This window comes from Paenibacillus sp. sgz302148 (genome assembly GCF_056120465.1).
Map to the genome: position 1 here is coordinate 22,978 of NZ_JBVYOJ010000008.1, position 16,360 is coordinate 39,337.

Here is a 16,360-nt window from a genome sequence, read left to right on the forward strand (position 1 = left end):
TACATCAAGAAAGCCATGACTTTGGGTCACGGCTTTTTTTGCATGCAGACGCGCCCTACAATCGGGCATTCCGCAAATAATACGCCCAATACCCTTGCATCGCTCCATAACGCTCGGCAAGGCTAAGCAGCGTCCCCGGCGTCATCGTATCGGCTAGACGGTACAGCCGCGCCGCGGCGGTTTGGATGTTCTTCTCGTCCAGCGGCACGCGCTCCATCCGTCCGAGTCCACGCAGCATAATGAACGCAGCCGACCAAGCGCCGATGCCCTTAAGGCCGAGCAGCCGCGCCTTCACCGTCTCATAGTCGCCGGTTCGCAGAAACGCTTCGTCTACAACCAGGAACTGCTCGGCTATTCCGTATAGATACGCCGCGCGTTTGGTGCCGACGATCGCGTCAAGCTTGCCGATGCCGTTCGCCAGTATCGCGTCAGGTACCGGAAATGCGTAGTAATCGGCACCGTCGACGTACATGGGTTCGGCATAAGCACGGACCAAGGACATCTTCACCCGCCTGGCCAGCGGCATCGGATTGCGCTGAACGAGCACCGACCAGCAGGCGATTTCGAACGGCGTCATGAATTTGACATGGTGAAAGCCGTACAGCTGTTGGACTACGCGTTCGAACGGAGCGTCTTGACGAGCTGCCGAGTAGAACGCGGTCAGGTCATCCTCCAAGCTGAGGAAGAAACGGATCCGATCAAGCACGGCGTCGATAGCCACAGTATCCAATGGTTCATAGGAATACAACGTGTACTCGAGCAGCGGCCGGTCAACGGTGCCGCGGGAAACGAGCCGGAAAACGACGGGCTTCCCGGCTGCGTAAACGGCTTTCGTCAATGCTTGCGGCGCAAGCGACTGTTCCTCGCTCATCGGCGTAAAACCGTTCAAAAAAGCGATCGTATGCTGAAAATCAAACGGAGGTACGGGAGACAAGGTTCCGGTTGCGACGACAGCGGCGCCGTTATGCATGGTTGTTCTTCACGCCGTACAGCTTATACACGGTCAGCAGGTTGCCCTCAGGATCGTATGCGATAAATTTGCGGCCAATCGAGAACGTGACAGGGGATTCCACCGATATCCCTTGATCGCGCCATTGCTGCCACACGGCATCGACGTCGTCGGCCTCAAATCCGATCTCGATCCGGTTGTGCGTACGATCGCCGGCTTCGTAAGAGGCGTCGATATTGCGAAGCGACAGCATCGTCCCCGTTCCGGTTGCAAAGGCCGTAAACCGGTTGTTGGAGATCGCCTCCACAACGGCAAGCCCGATCGTTTCCCCGTAAAATCGTTTCATGGCATCCATATTCGCCGTATGAATCGTGATCGTTCCCAATTTCAAATTGTTGTTCATGTTCATTATTATCGCTCCTCGTCTTGTTTTCGTGACCTACAAGACCACTATACAAGAACGCTCCTGACAACATTATGTCAGGAGCGCGAAGTGCGATTTTTAAAATGTTGAATTATTTTCTGCGCTTCCTCGGCAATCCGTTCCTGCAACGATGAAGGCGCAATCACTTGAACGGCGCCTCCCCAGCTCATAATCCACGGCAGCACGTCTTCGATGCGATTGACGCGCAGGGTGACGTACAGCGCTTCCCCGGTGCTGCGTTCTTCAACCGTATAAAAGGAGCGGTTTTCTTTCAACCGCCGCGCCAGATGTGGTTCGAACCGAAGCTCGACCATCGTTTCCCGACGGTCCGCCGGACGGTATTGCTGAATGTCGAAGCCTTCGGGACGCGCATAAGGCTCGTCGGTCAAGCGCAGCTCCTTCATCCGGTCCAGCCGGAAATGGCGAATTTCCTCACGGAGGCGGCAATATGCGGTCAGCAGCCAGATGCCTGCTTGCAGCACCAAGCCGTACGGCTCCACGGTGCGCCATTCCGCCGCTTGTGCGTGCACGGCAGCGGCCGCTTTCTCATACGCCAGCTCAACGCATACGCCGCTGACCATGGCTTGCCGGAGCAGCGCGAGCGCGCTTTTCCAAGCAGGCTCGTCCTCTCCGCTCACGGCATCCGCCGGCTGAGGGACAATGAAGCGGTAATAGCTGCGCAGCTGTTGCAATTCAAGGCACAGAGGCTCCGGCAGAATCGCTTGGATTTTCTGCTGTGCGGTTTCCGCGTGGCGGGCGTATTTGGCGTCAAACTGCATTTGGACGTAATCGCTGCCGAGCATCATCGCGATCGCTTCATCGGCGCTCAAGGTGACCGGAGGAAGGAAATACCCCTCCATCAAGGAATAGCCCTGTCCGGGGATGGCGACAACAGGCACGCCTGCCTCGCAAATCGCTTGAATATCGCGGTATATGGTGCGCACGCTTGTCTCGAACAAGGCGGCCAAATCTTCGGCGCGCGTCATTTTTCTTGCTTGCAGCTCCAGCAATATGGACAGCAGCCGGTCAGTCCGGTTCATCCGTTTCACCTCATCGCATTGGCCTCGATCAATCCTGCTTGAATGAGACCGCGCAAGATCCCATCCTCGTCGACCGACGTCGTTACGAAGTCGGCCGCCGCTTTCGTTTCATCTTCGGCATTGCCCATGGCGATGCCCGTACCGACATAAGACATCATCTCGATATCGTTGAGCCCGTCACCGAAGGCGTAGCAATTTTGCCGCGGGATACCGCGCGCTTCAAGAATTTTGCGGATGCCGATCGCCTTCGAGCAGCCGGTCGGAAGGACGTCGGACGCCAGCTCATGCCAGCGGATAAAGCTGAGCTCGGGGAAACGCCGGATATATTCGGCCTCTTCCTCCGCGCCGCAGAACAAGTGGCATTGGTAAATCGGAGATCTTCTATAATAATCATGCTCCAGTGGCGGATGGGGGATGCTGAGGCCACCGAGGCTGGCACTGATATAAGGATGGTCGGGAGCGGTCACGGTGACGCGCTGTTCGCTGCAAAACGCGAGCGGATGATTGTTCGCGGCAGCCATCGCCGACAGCTCGTCCAACATCGGAGTATCCATCGGGTTCGTATAAATCGGTTGACCGTCCAATACGACATATTGACCGTTAATCGAGACGTAAGAATCCATCTGAAGCTGCTCCCGGACAAATGCGAACAAAAAAGGGACACGCCCGGTCGCAATTGCCGTCATAATGCCCTGCTCCTGAAGCAGCCGGATCGCAAGCCGCGTCGAGGAAGGAATTTGCATATGCTTATTTAATAAAGTTCCGTCGATATCGAAAAATACGATTTTGTCCTGCGCTTGTACGTTCAACTGATCAGCTCCTTCATAGTTGGCCCCGGAACGTCGAGCAGCCGTTACGCCCTGTAAAGTAAGCTACAGGTTACGCCGGCTGCTTGACTGCTTTCGCAACCTTATCGTAACTTATGAAATGCTTTTCAAGTCAAGATCATTTTTCGTTATTATCCATCTCTCCGTCATTCCACCGGCTCACGAGTCATATTTGGAAGTCCGGGGATCATAAATAAAAATAAAAATACCTCTTTACATACAGTAGGGGGGTATAGTAAAATGAAGTCAAGTTAAACAAATACAAAGACGGAGAGGGAGATTACGATGCAAAACGTTACATTAAAAGTAGAAGGCATGTCCTGCGGACATTGCGTAAATTCGGTGGAAGGCGCGCTGCGCACGGTCGGGGCTTCCGGTAAAGTGGATCTGGCAAGCGGCACGGTCAAAGTCGAATTCGACGAAACAAACGTTTCTCTGGATAAAATCAAAGCGGCGATTGAGGATCAAGGCTACGACGTGGCATAGCCCGCGAACTGCATGAATCCTTAAGCGGCGACATCGAAACGTGCGGATCTGACGCGCAAGCGAATGACGAGACCGAGCGTTCACGATACTCCCCGATGAATCATTGGGGAGTATTTTTTTAGAATGAAATATAGGGTACATGGGTATATGATAATTAAGTCCATACATGATCAAAGAGAGGTTGATACGAAGATGAAGCGTTGGATTTCCATCCTCATGGCGGCATGCCTTGCCCTTGTTATTTCCGCATGCGGCGCGCAAAGCTCCAAAGAAACGATGAACCACGATGAAATGAAGGACGGTGCCAAGTCCGAAGAAGCGGGACATGGTGGCCACGGCGGAACGGAGGACGGCGGCGAAGCGAAAGAAGCGGGCCATGGGGAGCACGGCGGTACGGACGGCGGCCAAGCGGAAACGTCCGACATCGTACAGGCGAAATGGACGTTCTCCCAGGAGAAGCCGAAGGCGGAAGAGGAAACGAAGGTTACGATCCGAATCGAGGACAAGGAAGGCAAAGCGATCGATAAGTTCGACATCAACCACGAGAAGAAGCTGCACTTGATTGTCGTCAGTAAAGATTTGTCGTTCTTCAGCCACGTTCATCCGCAGGAGCTGGGCGGCGGCGAGTTCGGCATTCCGTTCGAATTTCCGGCAGGCGGCGACTATCAGCTGATAGCCGATTTGATCCCGACGGGGCTCGGCAGCACTACGCTGAAGGAATGGGTTAAGGTTGAAGGCGACGAGCAGGCGCCCCAGCCGCTGAAGCCGCAGAACGATGCGCTGACGACCGTCGTGGACGGCAAAGAAGTGACGCTGACGATCGACCATCTGATGGCCGGCATGGAGACGAACTTGACTTTTACGCTAAAAGATGAGAAAACAAAAGAGCCGATCACGAATTTGCAGCCTTATCTGGGCGCTGTAGGGCACGTCGTCATTATCGACGAGAAGGTGGAGCAATATTTGCACGTTCACCCGATGGAAGAGAAATCGACAGGTCCGGAAGCGAAATTCATGACGGAATTTCCAAGCAAGGGGATTTATAAAATATGGGGGCAGTTCCAGCAGGACGGCAAAGTATTCACCGTTCCGTTCGTCGTAAGTGTCCCATAATGTCGTGTAACGGGGAGCAGGCGCTTTGAAGCGTTGGGGAATCGCAGTGATGTACGCGGCGGCACTTGTCGCCGTTTTTCTATATAAAGAGCCGCTGATCGAATGGATCGGGCGCGGGGAAAAGGACATGGCGGAAATTCCGCTGCTGCTTCTCATTTCCACCCTGCTCGGTCTATTTCCCGTTATTCCGTTCGGCGTATTCGCCGGGGCGATGGGGGCCAAGTACGGCATGGCGACAGGCATGGCGATCAGCATGTTCGGTTCGGTGGCGGCGGCGCTGCTGACGTTCTGCCTTGTACGTACGATGTTCCGGGAGCAGGGGCGGGCTTTTCTCGTCCGGTTCCGAGGGATCGACAAGCTGACGCTTTTGATCGAGCGAACTCCGTTCTACGCCATTACCGTAGCCCGCATGATTCCGATTATGCCCGCGCAAGTCGTGAATGTGTATGCGGCGTTGTCCCGCGTGCGCTTCGGAATATTTACGGCGGCGACTTGCATCGGCAAGCTGCCGATGATGCTGATCTATGTTTTTGTCGGCAACCAAATCTTCCAAAGTCCGGGCAAAACTGGGGCGGCTATCTCGATTTATGCCGTTTTTCTCTCATTGGTATACTTAGGCTACAAAAGCAAAATGAAGCGGCACGCTGAATGAATATACAGACAAATGGTTCAATCTGTGATTTAATAGATAAATAGAACTTCTTGAAACCGTTTACTGCATCGCGTCTTGGAAGGAGCGGATGAGCCATCATTCCTGTTCAACCTACAATGAATCACACGGAGAGTCGGAAGAAGACTCGCATTCGACAATACAGCCGGACGGCCTTGATCGTAGTTTGCTTGACGCTTGTCCTAGCGGGTTGCGGCGGAGGGAAGGATGCCTCGGAGCCTACGGATGTGAAAACGCCCGATCCTGCGACGAACGAGCAGAAGAATGAGCCGCAGCAGCTGGTCGAGCCGGATACGTCGAAAATTTCGTTAACCTATCCGCTAACCGGATTGCAGAGCGATAAGGAAATGAAAGAACGCCCGGTGATGGTCATGGTCGAAAATTCGCCGAAAGCCAGGCCGCAAACCGGCCTCGATCAAGCGGATATCGTATACGAAATATTAGCCGAAGGCGACATTACGAGATTCGTGGCGATCTATCAGTCGCAGCAGCCGAAGGTGATCGGACCGGTGCGCAGCATCCGGCCGTATTTCGTGCAGCTCGGGGAGCAGATCGACGCGGTGATCGTCCATGCGGGCTGGAGCCAGGACGCGATGAACCTGCTCGTCTCGCATAAGCTGAATCATCTGGACCAGGTGTACGGCGACGACAAATATTATTGGCGGGACAAAAGCCGGAAGGCGCCGCACAATTTGTATACGAGCATCGAGAAGGTCCGCGAGGGTGCGGTGAACAAGAAATTCCGCCCCGAGTGGAAGGAAGTGAAGCTGCCGTTCCTGCAGACCGGGACGGCGATCGAAGGGACAACCGCGGGCAGTGTGACGATTCCGTATATCGGCGGGTACAAAGTAAGCTACCAATACGATGAGTCAACGAATACATATCTGCGAACGATGGCCGGCAAGCCGCATACCGACAAGGAAACCGGCAAGCAGCTGTCCGCCGCGAATTTGCTGATTGTCGAAACGAAGCATCGCATTCTGGACAAGGCCGGACGGCGGGATGTCGACGTATTCGGTCCGGGCAAAGGTTATTTGCTTCAGCAGGGCAGCGCGCAGGAGATCCTATGGGAGAACAAGGACGGCTTGATTCGCGCGTACGCGAACGGCAAGGAATTGCCGCTGCTGCAAGGCAAGACGTGGGTACAGGTCGTGCCGACCGGGTCAAAAGTGACGTTCGAGTAGCGAAACCGCTTAGGGCTCGGATTCGGACGGTTCAGCAAATCCGGAGAAACGCCGGGAATCGGATGAAGCCGGTTCCCGGCGTTCCATTGTACGCCGTGTCGATTAGGCTTTGCGCTTGCGCCGGGTAGGGGTACGGGTTTTGACCTTTTTGCGGACGATGGCCCGCGAGCTGCGCTTCTTGACTTTGCGGCGCTTGCGAAGTTTCGGAACGATATGATCAAGGCTGGTGTCCTCGTCTCCATCGTCGTTATCCGTTGTTTTTGCCTTCGGGGACAGGAATGACCCCATAAGCAGCTTCGCGAGCGGTGCGATCTGCTGAAGGCTCTGGATCATCTTCTGCACCTTGGTGACCGTGCTGACGATGCCGTCGATGCCGCCAAGCCGGTCGACGATACCTTTAATATCGCCCAGCGCGGCGAGCGGGGAACTGCCTCCCGGTTTGGCCGAGGCCGCGGACGCGGCGGGACCGAACCCTTGAAGTCCTTGCTGCTGGAACGGGACCGGAAACTGCTGCCCGGGATTATAGAACCCTCCGCCGTATTGCGGATAAAACGGAGACTGTCCGCCAAAAGGCAGTGCGTTTGTCACGATCTGTTCTTCGTTACTCACGATTTATCACATTCCTTTTTTTGCTTTACTGTATGTATTAGGCAAACATAAGGATTGGACTGATGTCCCGGGTTTGTGATTTTTGCCCGGGGGATCGATTTAACTCTGTAAAGCGCGAACACGGCAATGCTTGAAAACTTTACGTGAATAAAGTAAAATAAGGGATAACGATGTTGATAGATTACGGCCTGAGGTGATAGAGCATGCAATTGAAGAAATTGAACGATAAGGCGATCGACCAACTGTTCGAAGCGATCCTGACCCTGAAGGATGTAGAGGAATGTTACGTGTTCTTCGATGACCTGTGCACGGTGAACGAGATCCAATCGCTGTCGCAGCGACTTGAAGTGGCGCGTATGCTCGGCAAAGGCAGTACGTACAACCAGATCGAAGCGGAGACGGGCGCAAGCACGGCGACGATCTCTCGGGTGAAGCGGTGCCTGAACTACGGCAACGACGGGTACAAGATGGCGCTGGAGCGGCTGGGCCGCTAATCGTAACAGCATATGCGCGGTTTCGATCCTTCTCTTCTATATGGGAAGGATTTTTTGCTATTGCCTTTGATTGACTTTCGATGTCCAATTCGCTAGCATGAAAAGTATGTGTAAGCATCGGAAGGAGCGGGAGCGATGAAATATGGCATACTCGTCATCAGCCACGGCTCGAACGACGAACGCTGGGTGGCGCTCGTGGATGAAGCCGTCGCCGGCGTCAAGCCGCCGAAGGAAGGCATGCCGATCGTCTCCTCGTTTCTCGAAATCGTAGAAGGGCGGCTCATCCAGGACGGGATCGACAAGCTGGAAGCCGAAGGCGTAACGGACATCTTCGTTGTGCCGCTGTTCGTGTCTTCGGGCAGCACCCATGTGCATGAGATCAGCTATGCGCTTGGCGTGACGAAGGAACTGCGGACGGAGAGCGATCTGGCGCCTTTCCGCCTGCAAGCGAACGTACATTTCGGCGCGCCGATCGACGACGATTCATATATTGCGGAGATCCTGTATGAGAAGCTGAGCGAGCTATCGGAAAAGCCGGAGGAAGAAGTTATCGTGCTTGTTGGGCACGGCAGCGCGGAGCCGGGGTTTTACGAACGCTGGCGCGGAGGGCTCGAGCAATTGGGCCGGAGGCTGCAGTCGCTAGGGCGATTTGCCGCGATGGATACGGCCACACTGCTGCCCGATCAGGCCGCGGAGCGGGTGTGCGCTTGGCGCGAGGCGAAGCCGCACTGGCGGGTAATCGTCGCTCCGTTGTTCTTGAGCGAAGGATATTTTACGAGCAAAGTCATTCCGAAGAGGCTGGAAGGCTTGGACTATCGGTATAACGGCAAGGCGCTGCTGCCGCATCCGCTCGTATCTCGCTGGATGGAACGGCAAATTGGGCTGTGGACGATGAAGCGGAATGGGGATTTACCGAGGTAATCACCCGGGATGAATGAGTAAGATGAGTGAAAGCTCAGAATGAATCATAGATGCGTTTTGAAATAAAAGATTGTCATGATCGGATAGAGTCCGGATTTTCTTGTTATTATGATCATAAGGGAGAGCGAGCATGGTCAAACGGGCAAGATTAATATATAATCCGACCTCGGGTCGGGAAGAAATCAAGAAGCGGCTGCCGGATATCCTGCAGCGGCTGGAACGCGGCGGCATCGAAACGTCATGCCATGCGACGATCGGGGAAGGCGACGCGTCATTAGCCGCAGCCGAAGCGATCGAGCGCGGCTTTGATATGGTTATTGCGGCCGGCGGGGACGGCACGCTGTATGAAGTGATCAACGGCATGGCGGAGAAGGAAAACCGCCCGCCGCTCGGCATCATTCCGCTTGGCACGACGAACGATTTTGCCCGGGCGCTGGGCATTCCGAAGCATTGGGAGTATGCTTGCGACCTGATCACGCAGCAATATACGCGCAGCGTCGATCTGGGCAAGGCGAACAGCAAATACTTCATCAACATCGCCGGAGGCGGCTCGATGACGGAGCTCACCTACGAGGTGCCGAGCAAGATGAAAACGATCATCGGCCAGCTTGCTTATTATATGAAGGGACTCGAGAAGCTGCCGCGTCTGCGCCCGACGGAGCTGATCTTCCGCTCGGAAGGCATCGAGCTGCATGACGAGTTCATGCTGTTCCTGATCGCGAACAGCAACTCGGTCGGCGGCTTCGAGAAGCTGGCGCCGGACGCGAGCCTCGATGACGGGATGTTCGACGTGTTTATTTTGCGGAAGTGCAATTTGGCCGAGTTCATTCGGCTTGCCACGCTGGCGCTTCGCGGCGAACACGTCAACGACCCGCATATGATCTCGTTTAAGACGAACCACCTTCAGGTAACGTCGCCCGATTACGTCCAGCTCAACCTGGACGGCGAATACGGCGGCACGCTGCCGTGTACGTTCTCGGTGCTGCCGCAGCATCTGCGGATTATCGTGGACGAGGCGGGGGTTAGCACGTATCGGTAGGTAGTAGTAGGGCGGGGGGAGAAGGGTATGGCAAATAATCCTACACCACCCACCTGCGATGTTTGGGACAAAGCGGAAACCAGCAATCCAACCCAAATAAAAGTGAAAGTATTTCTAGTTGCGGAGTGAATTGAACTTACGATGGGTAAACAACGACGTTCGTCTCAACATACAATGAATTTCCGCCGTCCAGCTACGGCGAAGCGGGAGAAAGAGCTTGAAGATCTCCCGGTCGAAAAAAATGCCGACTATGTCACGGACATCGTCGGCATTACGCATGATGGGGAAGGTGTCGGCCGGGTGGAAGGCTACACCTTGTTTATTCAGGGCGCGCTGCCGGGAGAGAAGGTGCTCGCCAAGGTCGTGAAGCTGAAGAAGCAGTACGGCTATGGCAAGCTGCTTCAAGTCATTGAACCGGGCAAGGGGCGGATTGAGCCGTCTTGCCCGATTTTTAAGGAGTGCGGAGGCTGCCAGCTCCAGCACTTCGATTATGCGGAGCAGCTTGTGTGGAAACGTCAGATGGTCGTCGACAATCTGACGCGGATCGGCAAGCTGCGCGTGGAGGGCGCAGCGGCGGCGGCCGGCGAAGCCGCTGCGGTGGCGGGCGTCGCGGAAGCGGGCGGCGTCGGGCAAGGCCGCAGCGATAGCGCGGTCGTCGTGCATCCCACGATCGGGATGCACGCGCCGTGGCGCTATCGCAACAAGGCGCAGGTGCCGATGGGCACTGCGCCTGGGGGCGGCCTTGCCGGCGGTTTTTACGCCCGCGGCAGCCATCGCATCGTCGACATGGACGCGTGCCTCATCCAGCACGAAAAAACCGACGAAGTCGTCCGCCGCGTCAAGGAAATCGGCCGCAAGCTCGGCATCACCGCCTACGATGAAGAGAGCGGGACAGGCCTACTGCGCCACGTCGTCGTTAAAGTCAGCTTTCGCACCGGCGAAATCATGGTCGTGCTCGTGACGAACGGAGCCAAAATCCCGCGTGTCGGCGATTGGGTTGACGAAATCCGCAAGCACATCGATGGAGTCGCAAGCATCTGCCATAACATCAACACGGCGCGTACGAACGTGATTTTTGGCGATGTCACCAAGACGCTGTGGGGCAGCGACGTGATTTACGATTACATTGGTGAAGTCAAATTCGCCATTTCTGCTAGATCGTTTTATCAAGTTAACCCGGTACAGACGGAAGTGCTTTATCGGAAAACGGTGGAGTATGCCGGTTTGACCGGAGATGAGACCGTAATTGACGCCTATTGCGGCATCGGCACGATTTCGTTGTTCCTTGCACAGCATGCGAAGCAGGTGTATGGAGTGGAGATCGTCAAAGAAGCAATCGACGACGCCCGCAATAACGCCGAATTGAACGGCATGGCCAATGTTGAGTTCGCAGTCGGCGCTTCCGAGGATGTTATTCCTAAGTGGAAGGAGCAGGGCATCGTACCGGACGTTATTGTCGTTGACCCGCCGCGCAAAGGCTGCGACCCGACCCTCATCGATACCATTGTCGCCATGCAACCGCGGCGCGTTGTTTATGTGTCATGTAATCCTTCGACGCTTGCGCGGGATTTGCGGCTGCTTGAAGATGGCGGCTATCGCACCGTCGAGGTGCAGCCTGTGGACATGTTTCCGCATACAACACATGTGGAGTGCGTAGTGTCAACACATCGAATTGACAAGTAATGGGGCGCCTAAAACTGTAGTCAATAATAAAGCAGCCTAACCATCCGCATACAGTGGCTGGTTAGGCTGCTTTAATGTCATCAAATTATCGACTCCGCTGCTTTATGACATCTATTTGCTCGATGAGTTCAAGCAATGGAATGCTACCGTTTGGTTGCAACAACTTCCGCATATTCGCATGGAAGCAAAAATAATCAATGCCCGTTACGTCACAAATTGCGCCGCGCAGTGGCAAGCGCGGTGTTCCCGCTGTCTGTCGCTACATCCAATACTTTACGGAAAACGATGATCGGACTGACTGCATCGAAGGATCGGAGTTGTGGCTCCGGTCTTCTTTTTTTTGCCCCCTTGGCATCGACAATGTCACAAATCGGAGCCTTACCTCGTCTTATGTGCAAAACATAAAGGAGCTGAAGCAAGATGAACGACATGACATGCATCATCATCGGGGGCGGCCATGCAGGACTTGGAGCGCTCAAAGCAATACAGGCAACAACCCGGAGCAGACGGATTCGGTTTGTTCTGATTGACAAGCAACCAGGTCATATACGCAAAGTGATGTTATTCCGGCCGGCCGCGGGCGGGGAAGAGATTATGATCCCCTGGACGCATTATTGTTCAGATGGAGTCGAATTCGTGCAAGGTACGGTTACGTCCGTGGATAGTAAAGGAAAACAGATTCAATATGAGGATGCGCAAGGAAATGATGCCCGAATTCGTTATGACCTTGCAATCGTGGCGGTCGGCAGCATCGTTCGGCGACCGGATCCCGATGAGGGGGGCGTCGCCTTGACCGACCCGCAAACCGCGGCAGACATCCGGGAGCGCTGGTGTGCCAATCTGCGGAAGTCTGCCGGCGAACCGAACCCCGAGGAACGAAAGCGACTGATGACAATCGCGGTTGCGGGAGCGGGCATCAGCGGTATGGAGACGTCCGCCGAGCTGGCGCTCGCCATGCGGAAGGAAGCATCGGCGCTCGGGCTGAATTCGTCCGATATCTCCGTCTATTTACTGAATGCACAGAAGCGGCTGTTCCCGGAAGGGCCAGAGAAAGTCGGACGGAAGTTGGATCAGACGCTCAGCGAATGTGGCGTGACAGTGCTTCACAATCGCAAAGCGATACGGGAGGAAGCAGGAGCGGTGATGCTCAGCAATGGCGATAGTCTGGCGGTTGGCCTATGTATATGGACATTAGGTTTGATTCCGAATCCGGTCCTTCGCGGTATGGGCTTGCCGCTTAATTCTGATGGCCGAGTACTTGTGGATGAATGTTATCGCGTCCAAGGGATGCCGGGCGTATACAGTATCGGCGACTGTGCGAGAATCGTCGATCCGACGACTGGCAAGGCGGATCAGATGACGTGCAAGGAAGGGGGATTTCAGGCGCTCCGACTGGGGAAAATCGTAATTGCCGATCTAGAGGGCCGTCCCGCACCGGTTCACAAATCTTTTATGGATGCCTTCGCCATCGGCCTGGGGGAAAATCGCGGATTGACGTGGGTACGCAAATGGGGGATTGATATAATCATAACGGGAAAGCTCGGGTGGAAAATCAAGAAACTGGCATGGGATTTAGCAAGTCAGCTTTCACGCCGGCGTATCAGTTGACAGGCTCTGCGGCAGACGCGGAAGATGCGGTGCAGGTGTGTTTTTTAAGGCGTGCGACGTACATCCCGAACGTTTGGAGGAGCCGAAGGCGTATTTGTGCAAAATGGTAACCAATCGCTGCCTCGATCTGCAGAAGTCGGCGCGGAGGAAGAGGGAAGTGTACTTTGGTTCATGGCTCCTCGAACCGATTCGGACGCCGGAGGCGGTTACGCTCGAGATGACGGTTGTCCGCCGCGATCTGCTGTCTTACGCCTGCTCGTAAATGTTGGAGCGGCAAACGCCGACGGAGCGGGCGGTTTTCGTCCTGCGTGAGGCGCTGGGCTTCGATTATCCCGAAGTCGCCGAACTGCACGGCAAGCGAGAGGCGAATTGCCGCAAGCTGATGAGCCGGGCAAGAAGCAAGATGGGCATATCCGAGGAGGAGCCGGTCGCGACCGAGGCGGTCGAATTGGAGTGGGTTAGAGGTCAAAGCCCTATTATCAGGGAAGTGTTCACTTCGAGTATTTTGAAGTCGCATCTACCAGTAACAATAAAGGACCAGGCTGTAGTAACCTGACCCTTATATTGATTGTGTTCTAAGGAAGCGTAGACATCATTCTGTGGGGCGCCCATTTTCGAACGTTTACCTGTTGATATTCGTGGCAATATACCAGTGGTTTCCAAAAGGGTCTTCCACACCTCCTGAGCGTTCCCCATAATCATGATTTTGCGGTTCATATAGGGAACGTGCTCCCGCTTTCAAAGCCCGGTTGTACACCTCATCTGCGTCTTTCACAAATAGATGGATCGCATTTTTCATCGGCGGAAAATCTATATTGGTTCCTCCACCGATCTCTATGATGGAGTCACCGATTCGACATGCGGCATGTTGAATGCTTCCGTCAGGCCGGGTATACTTCTCAAGCTCCTCAGCATCAAAGCAATTCTTAAGAAATTCAATAAATCGATCTGCTCCTGCGACAATGAAATACGGTGTGACAGCGGAATATCCTTGCGGTTTATAAGTTGTTGTCATTGCCTGTCCTCCTCCATTTTTATGAATTATAGTTACCTAATCAGTTTAGCTGTATTAAATCAGAACGTATTGTATAAAGTTGATCTTCATTTCATTTAATTAGATGGTATAATTTTGGCATCGGAACTCGTTTTAATCTGGGGGGGGATTGCTTGAACTTCCATGCTCGCAAACCTAGACATGTTTTAGCAAGATGGATTGATAAGTTGTGGATATGTGAAGGCTATCACCCAAACCATCGGATTGAATTTAAACTTCCCGATGCCTCTTTGGCATGGATTATTAATCTCAAAGAGGATCGGATCCGAGTGTTTGAGAGTAATCGCATGGATCGTCATATGATTCTACCCGGCAGTATTATCGCTGGTCCGCGGTCATCCTACTACTTCATGGACACGGTATGTCAAGAATCATGTATGGGCATTCAATTCAAACCGGGAGGAGCGTTGCCTTTTCTCGGTAATTTGGTAGGCGAACTAAAAGATGTTGACATGCCTCTTGAGTATGGCTTGGGTCGATATGCCCATGTGGCTGATTTACGGGAAAGGCTGCAGGAGACTTCTAAGGCGGAGGAACGGTTTCAATTAGTTGAACAATACTTGCTGCGATGTCTGGAGAAGAAAATTACTGTTCCGAAAAGGCATCCAGCCGTAGCTTTTGCGCTGCAAATGTTTGAGCAGTCCCCCGCGACTGCGCCTTCCATTGCCGAAATCGCGGACATGGCTAATCTGAGTACGGAACGTTTTATTCGTGTCTTCAAGGAAGAGGTAGGACTGACGCCTAAAAATTATGGAAGTATTGTGCGATTCCAGCTTGCATTTCGAATGATCAGACAAGAGCGGGTAAACCCGAGTATTGATCTGGCTCTATCCAGCGGATATTATGATCAGTCCCATATGTATCGGGAGTTCCACAAGTATGCCAATATGACCCCGGCTGAACTGTTTCGCAGGCAGGATATTCTTGAGAATCATGTTCCCCTATCAAGTCTAGATGGCAAGCAGACCGTATAATAAAGGTTGTTCACAATGTACAACTCAAATGCCCCTTTATATCCCTTATCCGCGAATCGCTGCAAAGCCGCCTCTTTGATTCGTTCTTTAACAGATTTCTGTCCAGGCATTTTCATTTTCAGATCATTATCCATTTTAATACATAACGCGAGGAGCTTGGCGGATGAAGCCGGTGTTTGAAAGCTGTTTCAACATAAAATCCGCCAAGTCTGCACGGGAGATCGTCAAAATCGGGGATGTCGGCATGATCTCTAAACCGCTTCTATAATTTCCCGTCTTTCGGCCGTTAGTCAATCTCGGGGGACGGACAATGGTCCATTCCAATCGGCTTTGTTTTATGATGCTCTCTTTTTCCTGATGGTCCAGAACAACATTATGCAAAAACGGAATGGCGACATGATTCGCGACAAAACCCAAGTCCTTGCGTTTTTCGTCAAGGCCGATAAAGGACAAATAGATAAACCTAGGCACGTTTTTTGTTTCCATTGCTTGAACGATGTTGCTAATTCCTTCGACAAGCGCAGGATTTCGTTCAAATGGAGTGCTTGCCCCGAGAGCACAAAGTATCGCTTCCTATCCCTCCAGACTTTGCTCCACAGATGCATTATCCGTAATATCGCCCTTAAAAACGTTTAATCGATCGTGTCTAACTCGCAGTTTTGCCGGATTCCGAACAAATGCGGTTACTTGGTGTCCCATGGTTAATGCCTGTTTGACCAATTCGTGACCGGTGGCTCCAGATGCGCCAAAAATAAGAATGTTCATGATTGCACCTCCGTTTTTTTAGCGGGGTAAGTACTTACTTACCATATTACGTCAATATTTTGAAGGCGACAATTACTTTGGAATATAAACGACCGGGAACCGGGATTTCGAATATCCCAACCGGCTTCACTCCCCATGCATCTGACAACGGTAAGATACAAAAGGGCACTGGGCGGAGGCCGGGATCGACGCGCTGAAACAAGCAGGCGTATTGACAGAGATGGGCGACGGTTCCTTCAAGCCGGACCACCCCATCTCCCGTGCTGAAATCGCCGCGATTCTAGCTCGTATAATGAAAATGACTTCGGCAAAGACGAATTCCTTCTCAGAAACGTCGAACAGCTGGGCCAAGACGTATCGAGCAAATGCACAACGCAGGCATCATCCACGGCACCGGCAACAATCAGTTCAAGCCAAACGATAAAGCAAGCCGCACTGAAGCGGTAATGATGATTGTTTGGATGCTATACGTAACGCTTGACCTTGGACTCGATTTGTAAAAGTTAATTTCGTAACGACT

17 protein-coding genes and 3 pseudogenes are annotated in these 16,360 nt (G+C 53.4%); 13 read left to right on the forward strand and 7 right to left on the reverse strand.

All coding sequences use genetic code 11. The features are described 5' to 3' along the window. Positions 1 to 55 precede the first annotated feature (55 nt). The 4 genes from AC0LWM_RS13300 to AC0LWM_RS13315 all read right to left on the reverse strand — a co-directional run bounded on the left by AC0LWM_RS13300 (position 56) and on the right by AC0LWM_RS13315 (position 3,222). A complete protein-coding gene (locus AC0LWM_RS13300; RefSeq protein ID WP_474675437.1) occupies positions 56 to 970 on the reverse strand; it encodes a DNA-3-methyladenine glycosylase family protein in 915 nt (304 codons plus the stop codon). Further along, on the reverse strand, positions 963 to 1,358 hold the full coding sequence (locus AC0LWM_RS13305; RefSeq protein WP_474675438.1) for a VOC family protein: 396 nt from the start codon (positions 1,356 to 1,358) through the stop codon (positions 963 to 965). The genes AC0LWM_RS13300 and AC0LWM_RS13305 overlap by 8 nt, the downstream gene beginning before the upstream one ends. A 71-nt stretch (positions 1,359 to 1,429) precedes the next feature. Beyond that, complete coding sequence (locus tag AC0LWM_RS13310; RefSeq protein ID WP_474675439.1) at positions 1,430 to 2,413, reverse strand: helix-turn-helix transcriptional regulator; 984 nt, start codon at positions 2,411 to 2,413, stop codon at positions 1,430 to 1,432. A gap of 5 nt (positions 2,414 to 2,418) precedes the next feature. Continuing rightward, on the reverse strand, positions 2,419 to 3,222 hold the full coding sequence (locus tag AC0LWM_RS13315) for a Cof-type HAD-IIB family hydrolase (protein WP_474675440.1): 804 nt from the start codon (positions 3,220 to 3,222) through the stop codon (positions 2,419 to 2,421). A 303-nt stretch (positions 3,223 to 3,525) separates the two neighbouring features. Here AC0LWM_RS13315 and AC0LWM_RS13320 point away from each other — a divergent pair, with 303 nt between their 5' ends. The 4 genes from AC0LWM_RS13320 to AC0LWM_RS13335 all read left to right on the forward strand — a co-directional run bounded on the left by AC0LWM_RS13320 (position 3,526) and on the right by AC0LWM_RS13335 (position 6,693). Continuing rightward, complete coding sequence (locus AC0LWM_RS13320) at positions 3,526 to 3,726, forward strand: copper ion binding protein (RefSeq protein ID WP_474675441.1); 201 nt, start codon at positions 3,526 to 3,528, stop codon at positions 3,724 to 3,726. 192 nt (positions 3,727 to 3,918) lie between these two features. After that, on the forward strand, positions 3,919 to 4,839 hold the full coding sequence (locus tag AC0LWM_RS13325) for a hypothetical protein (protein WP_474675442.1): 921 nt from the start codon (positions 3,919 to 3,921) through the stop codon (positions 4,837 to 4,839). A gap of 25 nt (positions 4,840 to 4,864) precedes the next feature. Next, the gene (locus tag AC0LWM_RS13330) at positions 4,865 to 5,491 is read left to right on the forward strand and encodes a TVP38/TMEM64 family protein (protein ID WP_474675443.1); all 627 of its coding nucleotides are present in this window, start codon (positions 4,865 to 4,867) and stop codon (positions 5,489 to 5,491) included. 245 nt (positions 5,492 to 5,736) lie between these two features. Next, entirely contained in the window at positions 5,737 to 6,693 is a 957-nt protein-coding gene (locus AC0LWM_RS13335) for a DUF3048 domain-containing protein (protein WP_474675444.1), read from the forward strand. Positions 6,694 to 6,795: 102 nt separating this feature from the next. On the opposite strand, the gene AC0LWM_RS13340 is transcribed toward AC0LWM_RS13335, so the two are convergent. Beyond that, positions 6,796 to 7,302: a hypothetical protein gene (locus tag AC0LWM_RS13340; protein WP_474675445.1), complete on the reverse strand. Its 507-nt coding sequence runs from the start codon at positions 7,300 to 7,302 to the stop codon at positions 6,796 to 6,798. A 203-nt stretch (positions 7,303 to 7,505) separates the two neighbouring features. Here AC0LWM_RS13340 and AC0LWM_RS13345 point away from each other — a divergent pair, with 203 nt between their 5' ends. The 6 genes and pseudogenes from AC0LWM_RS13345 to AC0LWM_RS13370 form a co-directional block, all read left to right on the forward strand. Beyond that, on the forward strand, positions 7,506 to 7,796 hold the full coding sequence (locus tag AC0LWM_RS13345; RefSeq protein WP_474675446.1) for a YerC/YecD family TrpR-related protein: 291 nt from the start codon (positions 7,506 to 7,508) through the stop codon (positions 7,794 to 7,796). A gap of 135 nt (positions 7,797 to 7,931) precedes the next feature. Continuing rightward, the gene (locus AC0LWM_RS13350; RefSeq protein WP_474675447.1) at positions 7,932 to 8,717 is read left to right on the forward strand and encodes a sirohydrochlorin chelatase; all 786 of its coding nucleotides are present in this window, start codon (positions 7,932 to 7,934) and stop codon (positions 8,715 to 8,717) included. Between the two features lie 130 nt (positions 8,718 to 8,847). Next, positions 8,848 to 9,756 (forward strand): diacylglycerol kinase, encoded by a 909-nt coding sequence (locus AC0LWM_RS13355; protein ID WP_474675448.1) that lies wholly within the window; start codon positions 8,848 to 8,850, stop codon positions 9,754 to 9,756. A gap of 141 nt (positions 9,757 to 9,897) precedes the next feature. Continuing rightward, entirely contained in the window at positions 9,898 to 11,439 is a 1,542-nt protein-coding gene (gene rlmD / locus AC0LWM_RS13360; RefSeq protein WP_474675449.1) for a 23S rRNA (uracil(1939)-C(5))-methyltransferase RlmD, read from the forward strand. Between the two features lie 420 nt (positions 11,440 to 11,859). Continuing rightward, positions 11,860 to 13,047, forward strand: coding sequence for an NAD(P)/FAD-dependent oxidoreductase (locus AC0LWM_RS13365; protein WP_474675450.1), 1,188 nt, complete (start codon positions 11,860 to 11,862; stop codon positions 13,045 to 13,047). After that, positions 13,005 to 13,507, forward strand: a pseudogene (locus tag AC0LWM_RS13370) (sigma-70 family RNA polymerase sigma factor); the annotation flags it as partial. The gene AC0LWM_RS13365 and the pseudogene AC0LWM_RS13370, both read left to right, overlap by 43 nt. Positions 13,508 to 13,669: 162 nt before the next feature. Here AC0LWM_RS13370 and AC0LWM_RS13375 read toward each other — a convergent pair. After that, a complete protein-coding gene (locus AC0LWM_RS13375; protein ID WP_474675451.1) occupies positions 13,670 to 14,062 on the reverse strand; it encodes a VOC family protein in 393 nt (130 codons plus the stop codon). A 152-nt stretch (positions 14,063 to 14,214) separates the two neighbouring features. Between AC0LWM_RS13375 and AC0LWM_RS13380 the strand changes: the two genes are divergently transcribed. Continuing rightward, entirely contained in the window at positions 14,215 to 15,075 is an 861-nt protein-coding gene (locus AC0LWM_RS13380) for a helix-turn-helix domain-containing protein (RefSeq protein WP_474675452.1), read from the forward strand. Positions 15,076 to 15,210: 135 nt separating this feature from the next. Here the strand turns inward: AC0LWM_RS13380 and AC0LWM_RS13385 are convergent. Continuing rightward, positions 15,211 to 15,840, reverse strand: a pseudogene (locus AC0LWM_RS13385) (NAD(P)-dependent oxidoreductase). A gap of 166 nt (positions 15,841 to 16,006) precedes the next feature. On the opposite strand from AC0LWM_RS13385, the pseudogene AC0LWM_RS13390 reads away from it, so the two are divergent. Beyond that, positions 16,007 to 16,264 (forward strand): annotated as a pseudogene (locus AC0LWM_RS13390) (S-layer homology domain-containing protein); the annotation flags it as partial. After that, positions 16,206 to 16,340 carry an S-layer homology domain-containing protein gene (locus AC0LWM_RS13395; protein ID WP_474675453.1) on the forward strand — a complete coding sequence of 45 codons (135 nt, stop codon included), beginning with the start codon at positions 16,206 to 16,208 and terminating at the stop codon, positions 16,338 to 16,340. The pseudogene AC0LWM_RS13390 and the gene AC0LWM_RS13395, both read left to right, overlap by 59 nt. The last annotated feature ends 20 nt before the right edge of the window (positions 16,341 to 16,360 follow it).

Bases quoted from the DNA above. Each gene is read 5' to 3' on its own strand.
- AC0LWM_RS13300 (WP_474675437.1), bottom strand. From the start codon at position 970: ATGCATAACGGCGCCGCTGTCGTCGCAACCGGAACCTTGTCTCCCGTA.
- AC0LWM_RS13305 (WP_474675438.1), bottom strand. From the start codon at position 1,358: ATGAACATGAACAACAATTTGAAATTGGGAACGATCACGATTCATACG.
- AC0LWM_RS13310 (WP_474675439.1), bottom strand. From the start codon at position 2,413: ATGAACCGGACTGACCGGCTGCTGTCCATATTGCTGGAGCTGCAAGCA.
- AC0LWM_RS13320 (WP_474675441.1), top strand. From the start codon at position 3,526: ATGCAAAACGTTACATTAAAAGTAGAAGGCATGTCCTGCGGACATTGC.
- AC0LWM_RS13325 (WP_474675442.1), top strand. From the start codon at position 3,919: ATGAAGCGTTGGATTTCCATCCTCATGGCGGCATGCCTTGCCCTTGTT.
- AC0LWM_RS13345 (WP_474675446.1), top strand. From the start codon at position 7,506: ATGCAATTGAAGAAATTGAACGATAAGGCGATCGACCAACTGTTCGAA.
- AC0LWM_RS13350 (WP_474675447.1), top strand. From the start codon at position 7,932: ATGAAATATGGCATACTCGTCATCAGCCACGGCTCGAACGACGAACGC.
- AC0LWM_RS13355 (WP_474675448.1), top strand. From the start codon at position 8,848: ATGGTCAAACGGGCAAGATTAATATATAATCCGACCTCGGGTCGGGAA.
- rlmD (WP_474675449.1), top strand. From the start codon at position 9,898: ATGGGTAAACAACGACGTTCGTCTCAACATACAATGAATTTCCGCCGT.
- AC0LWM_RS13365 (WP_474675450.1), top strand. From the start codon at position 11,860: ATGAACGACATGACATGCATCATCATCGGGGGCGGCCATGCAGGACTT.
- AC0LWM_RS13375 (WP_474675451.1), bottom strand. From the start codon at position 14,062: ATGACAACAACTTATAAACCGCAAGGATATTCCGCTGTCACACCGTAT.
- AC0LWM_RS13395 (WP_474675453.1), top strand. From the start codon at position 16,206: ATGCACAACGCAGGCATCATCCACGGCACCGGCAACAATCAGTTCAAG.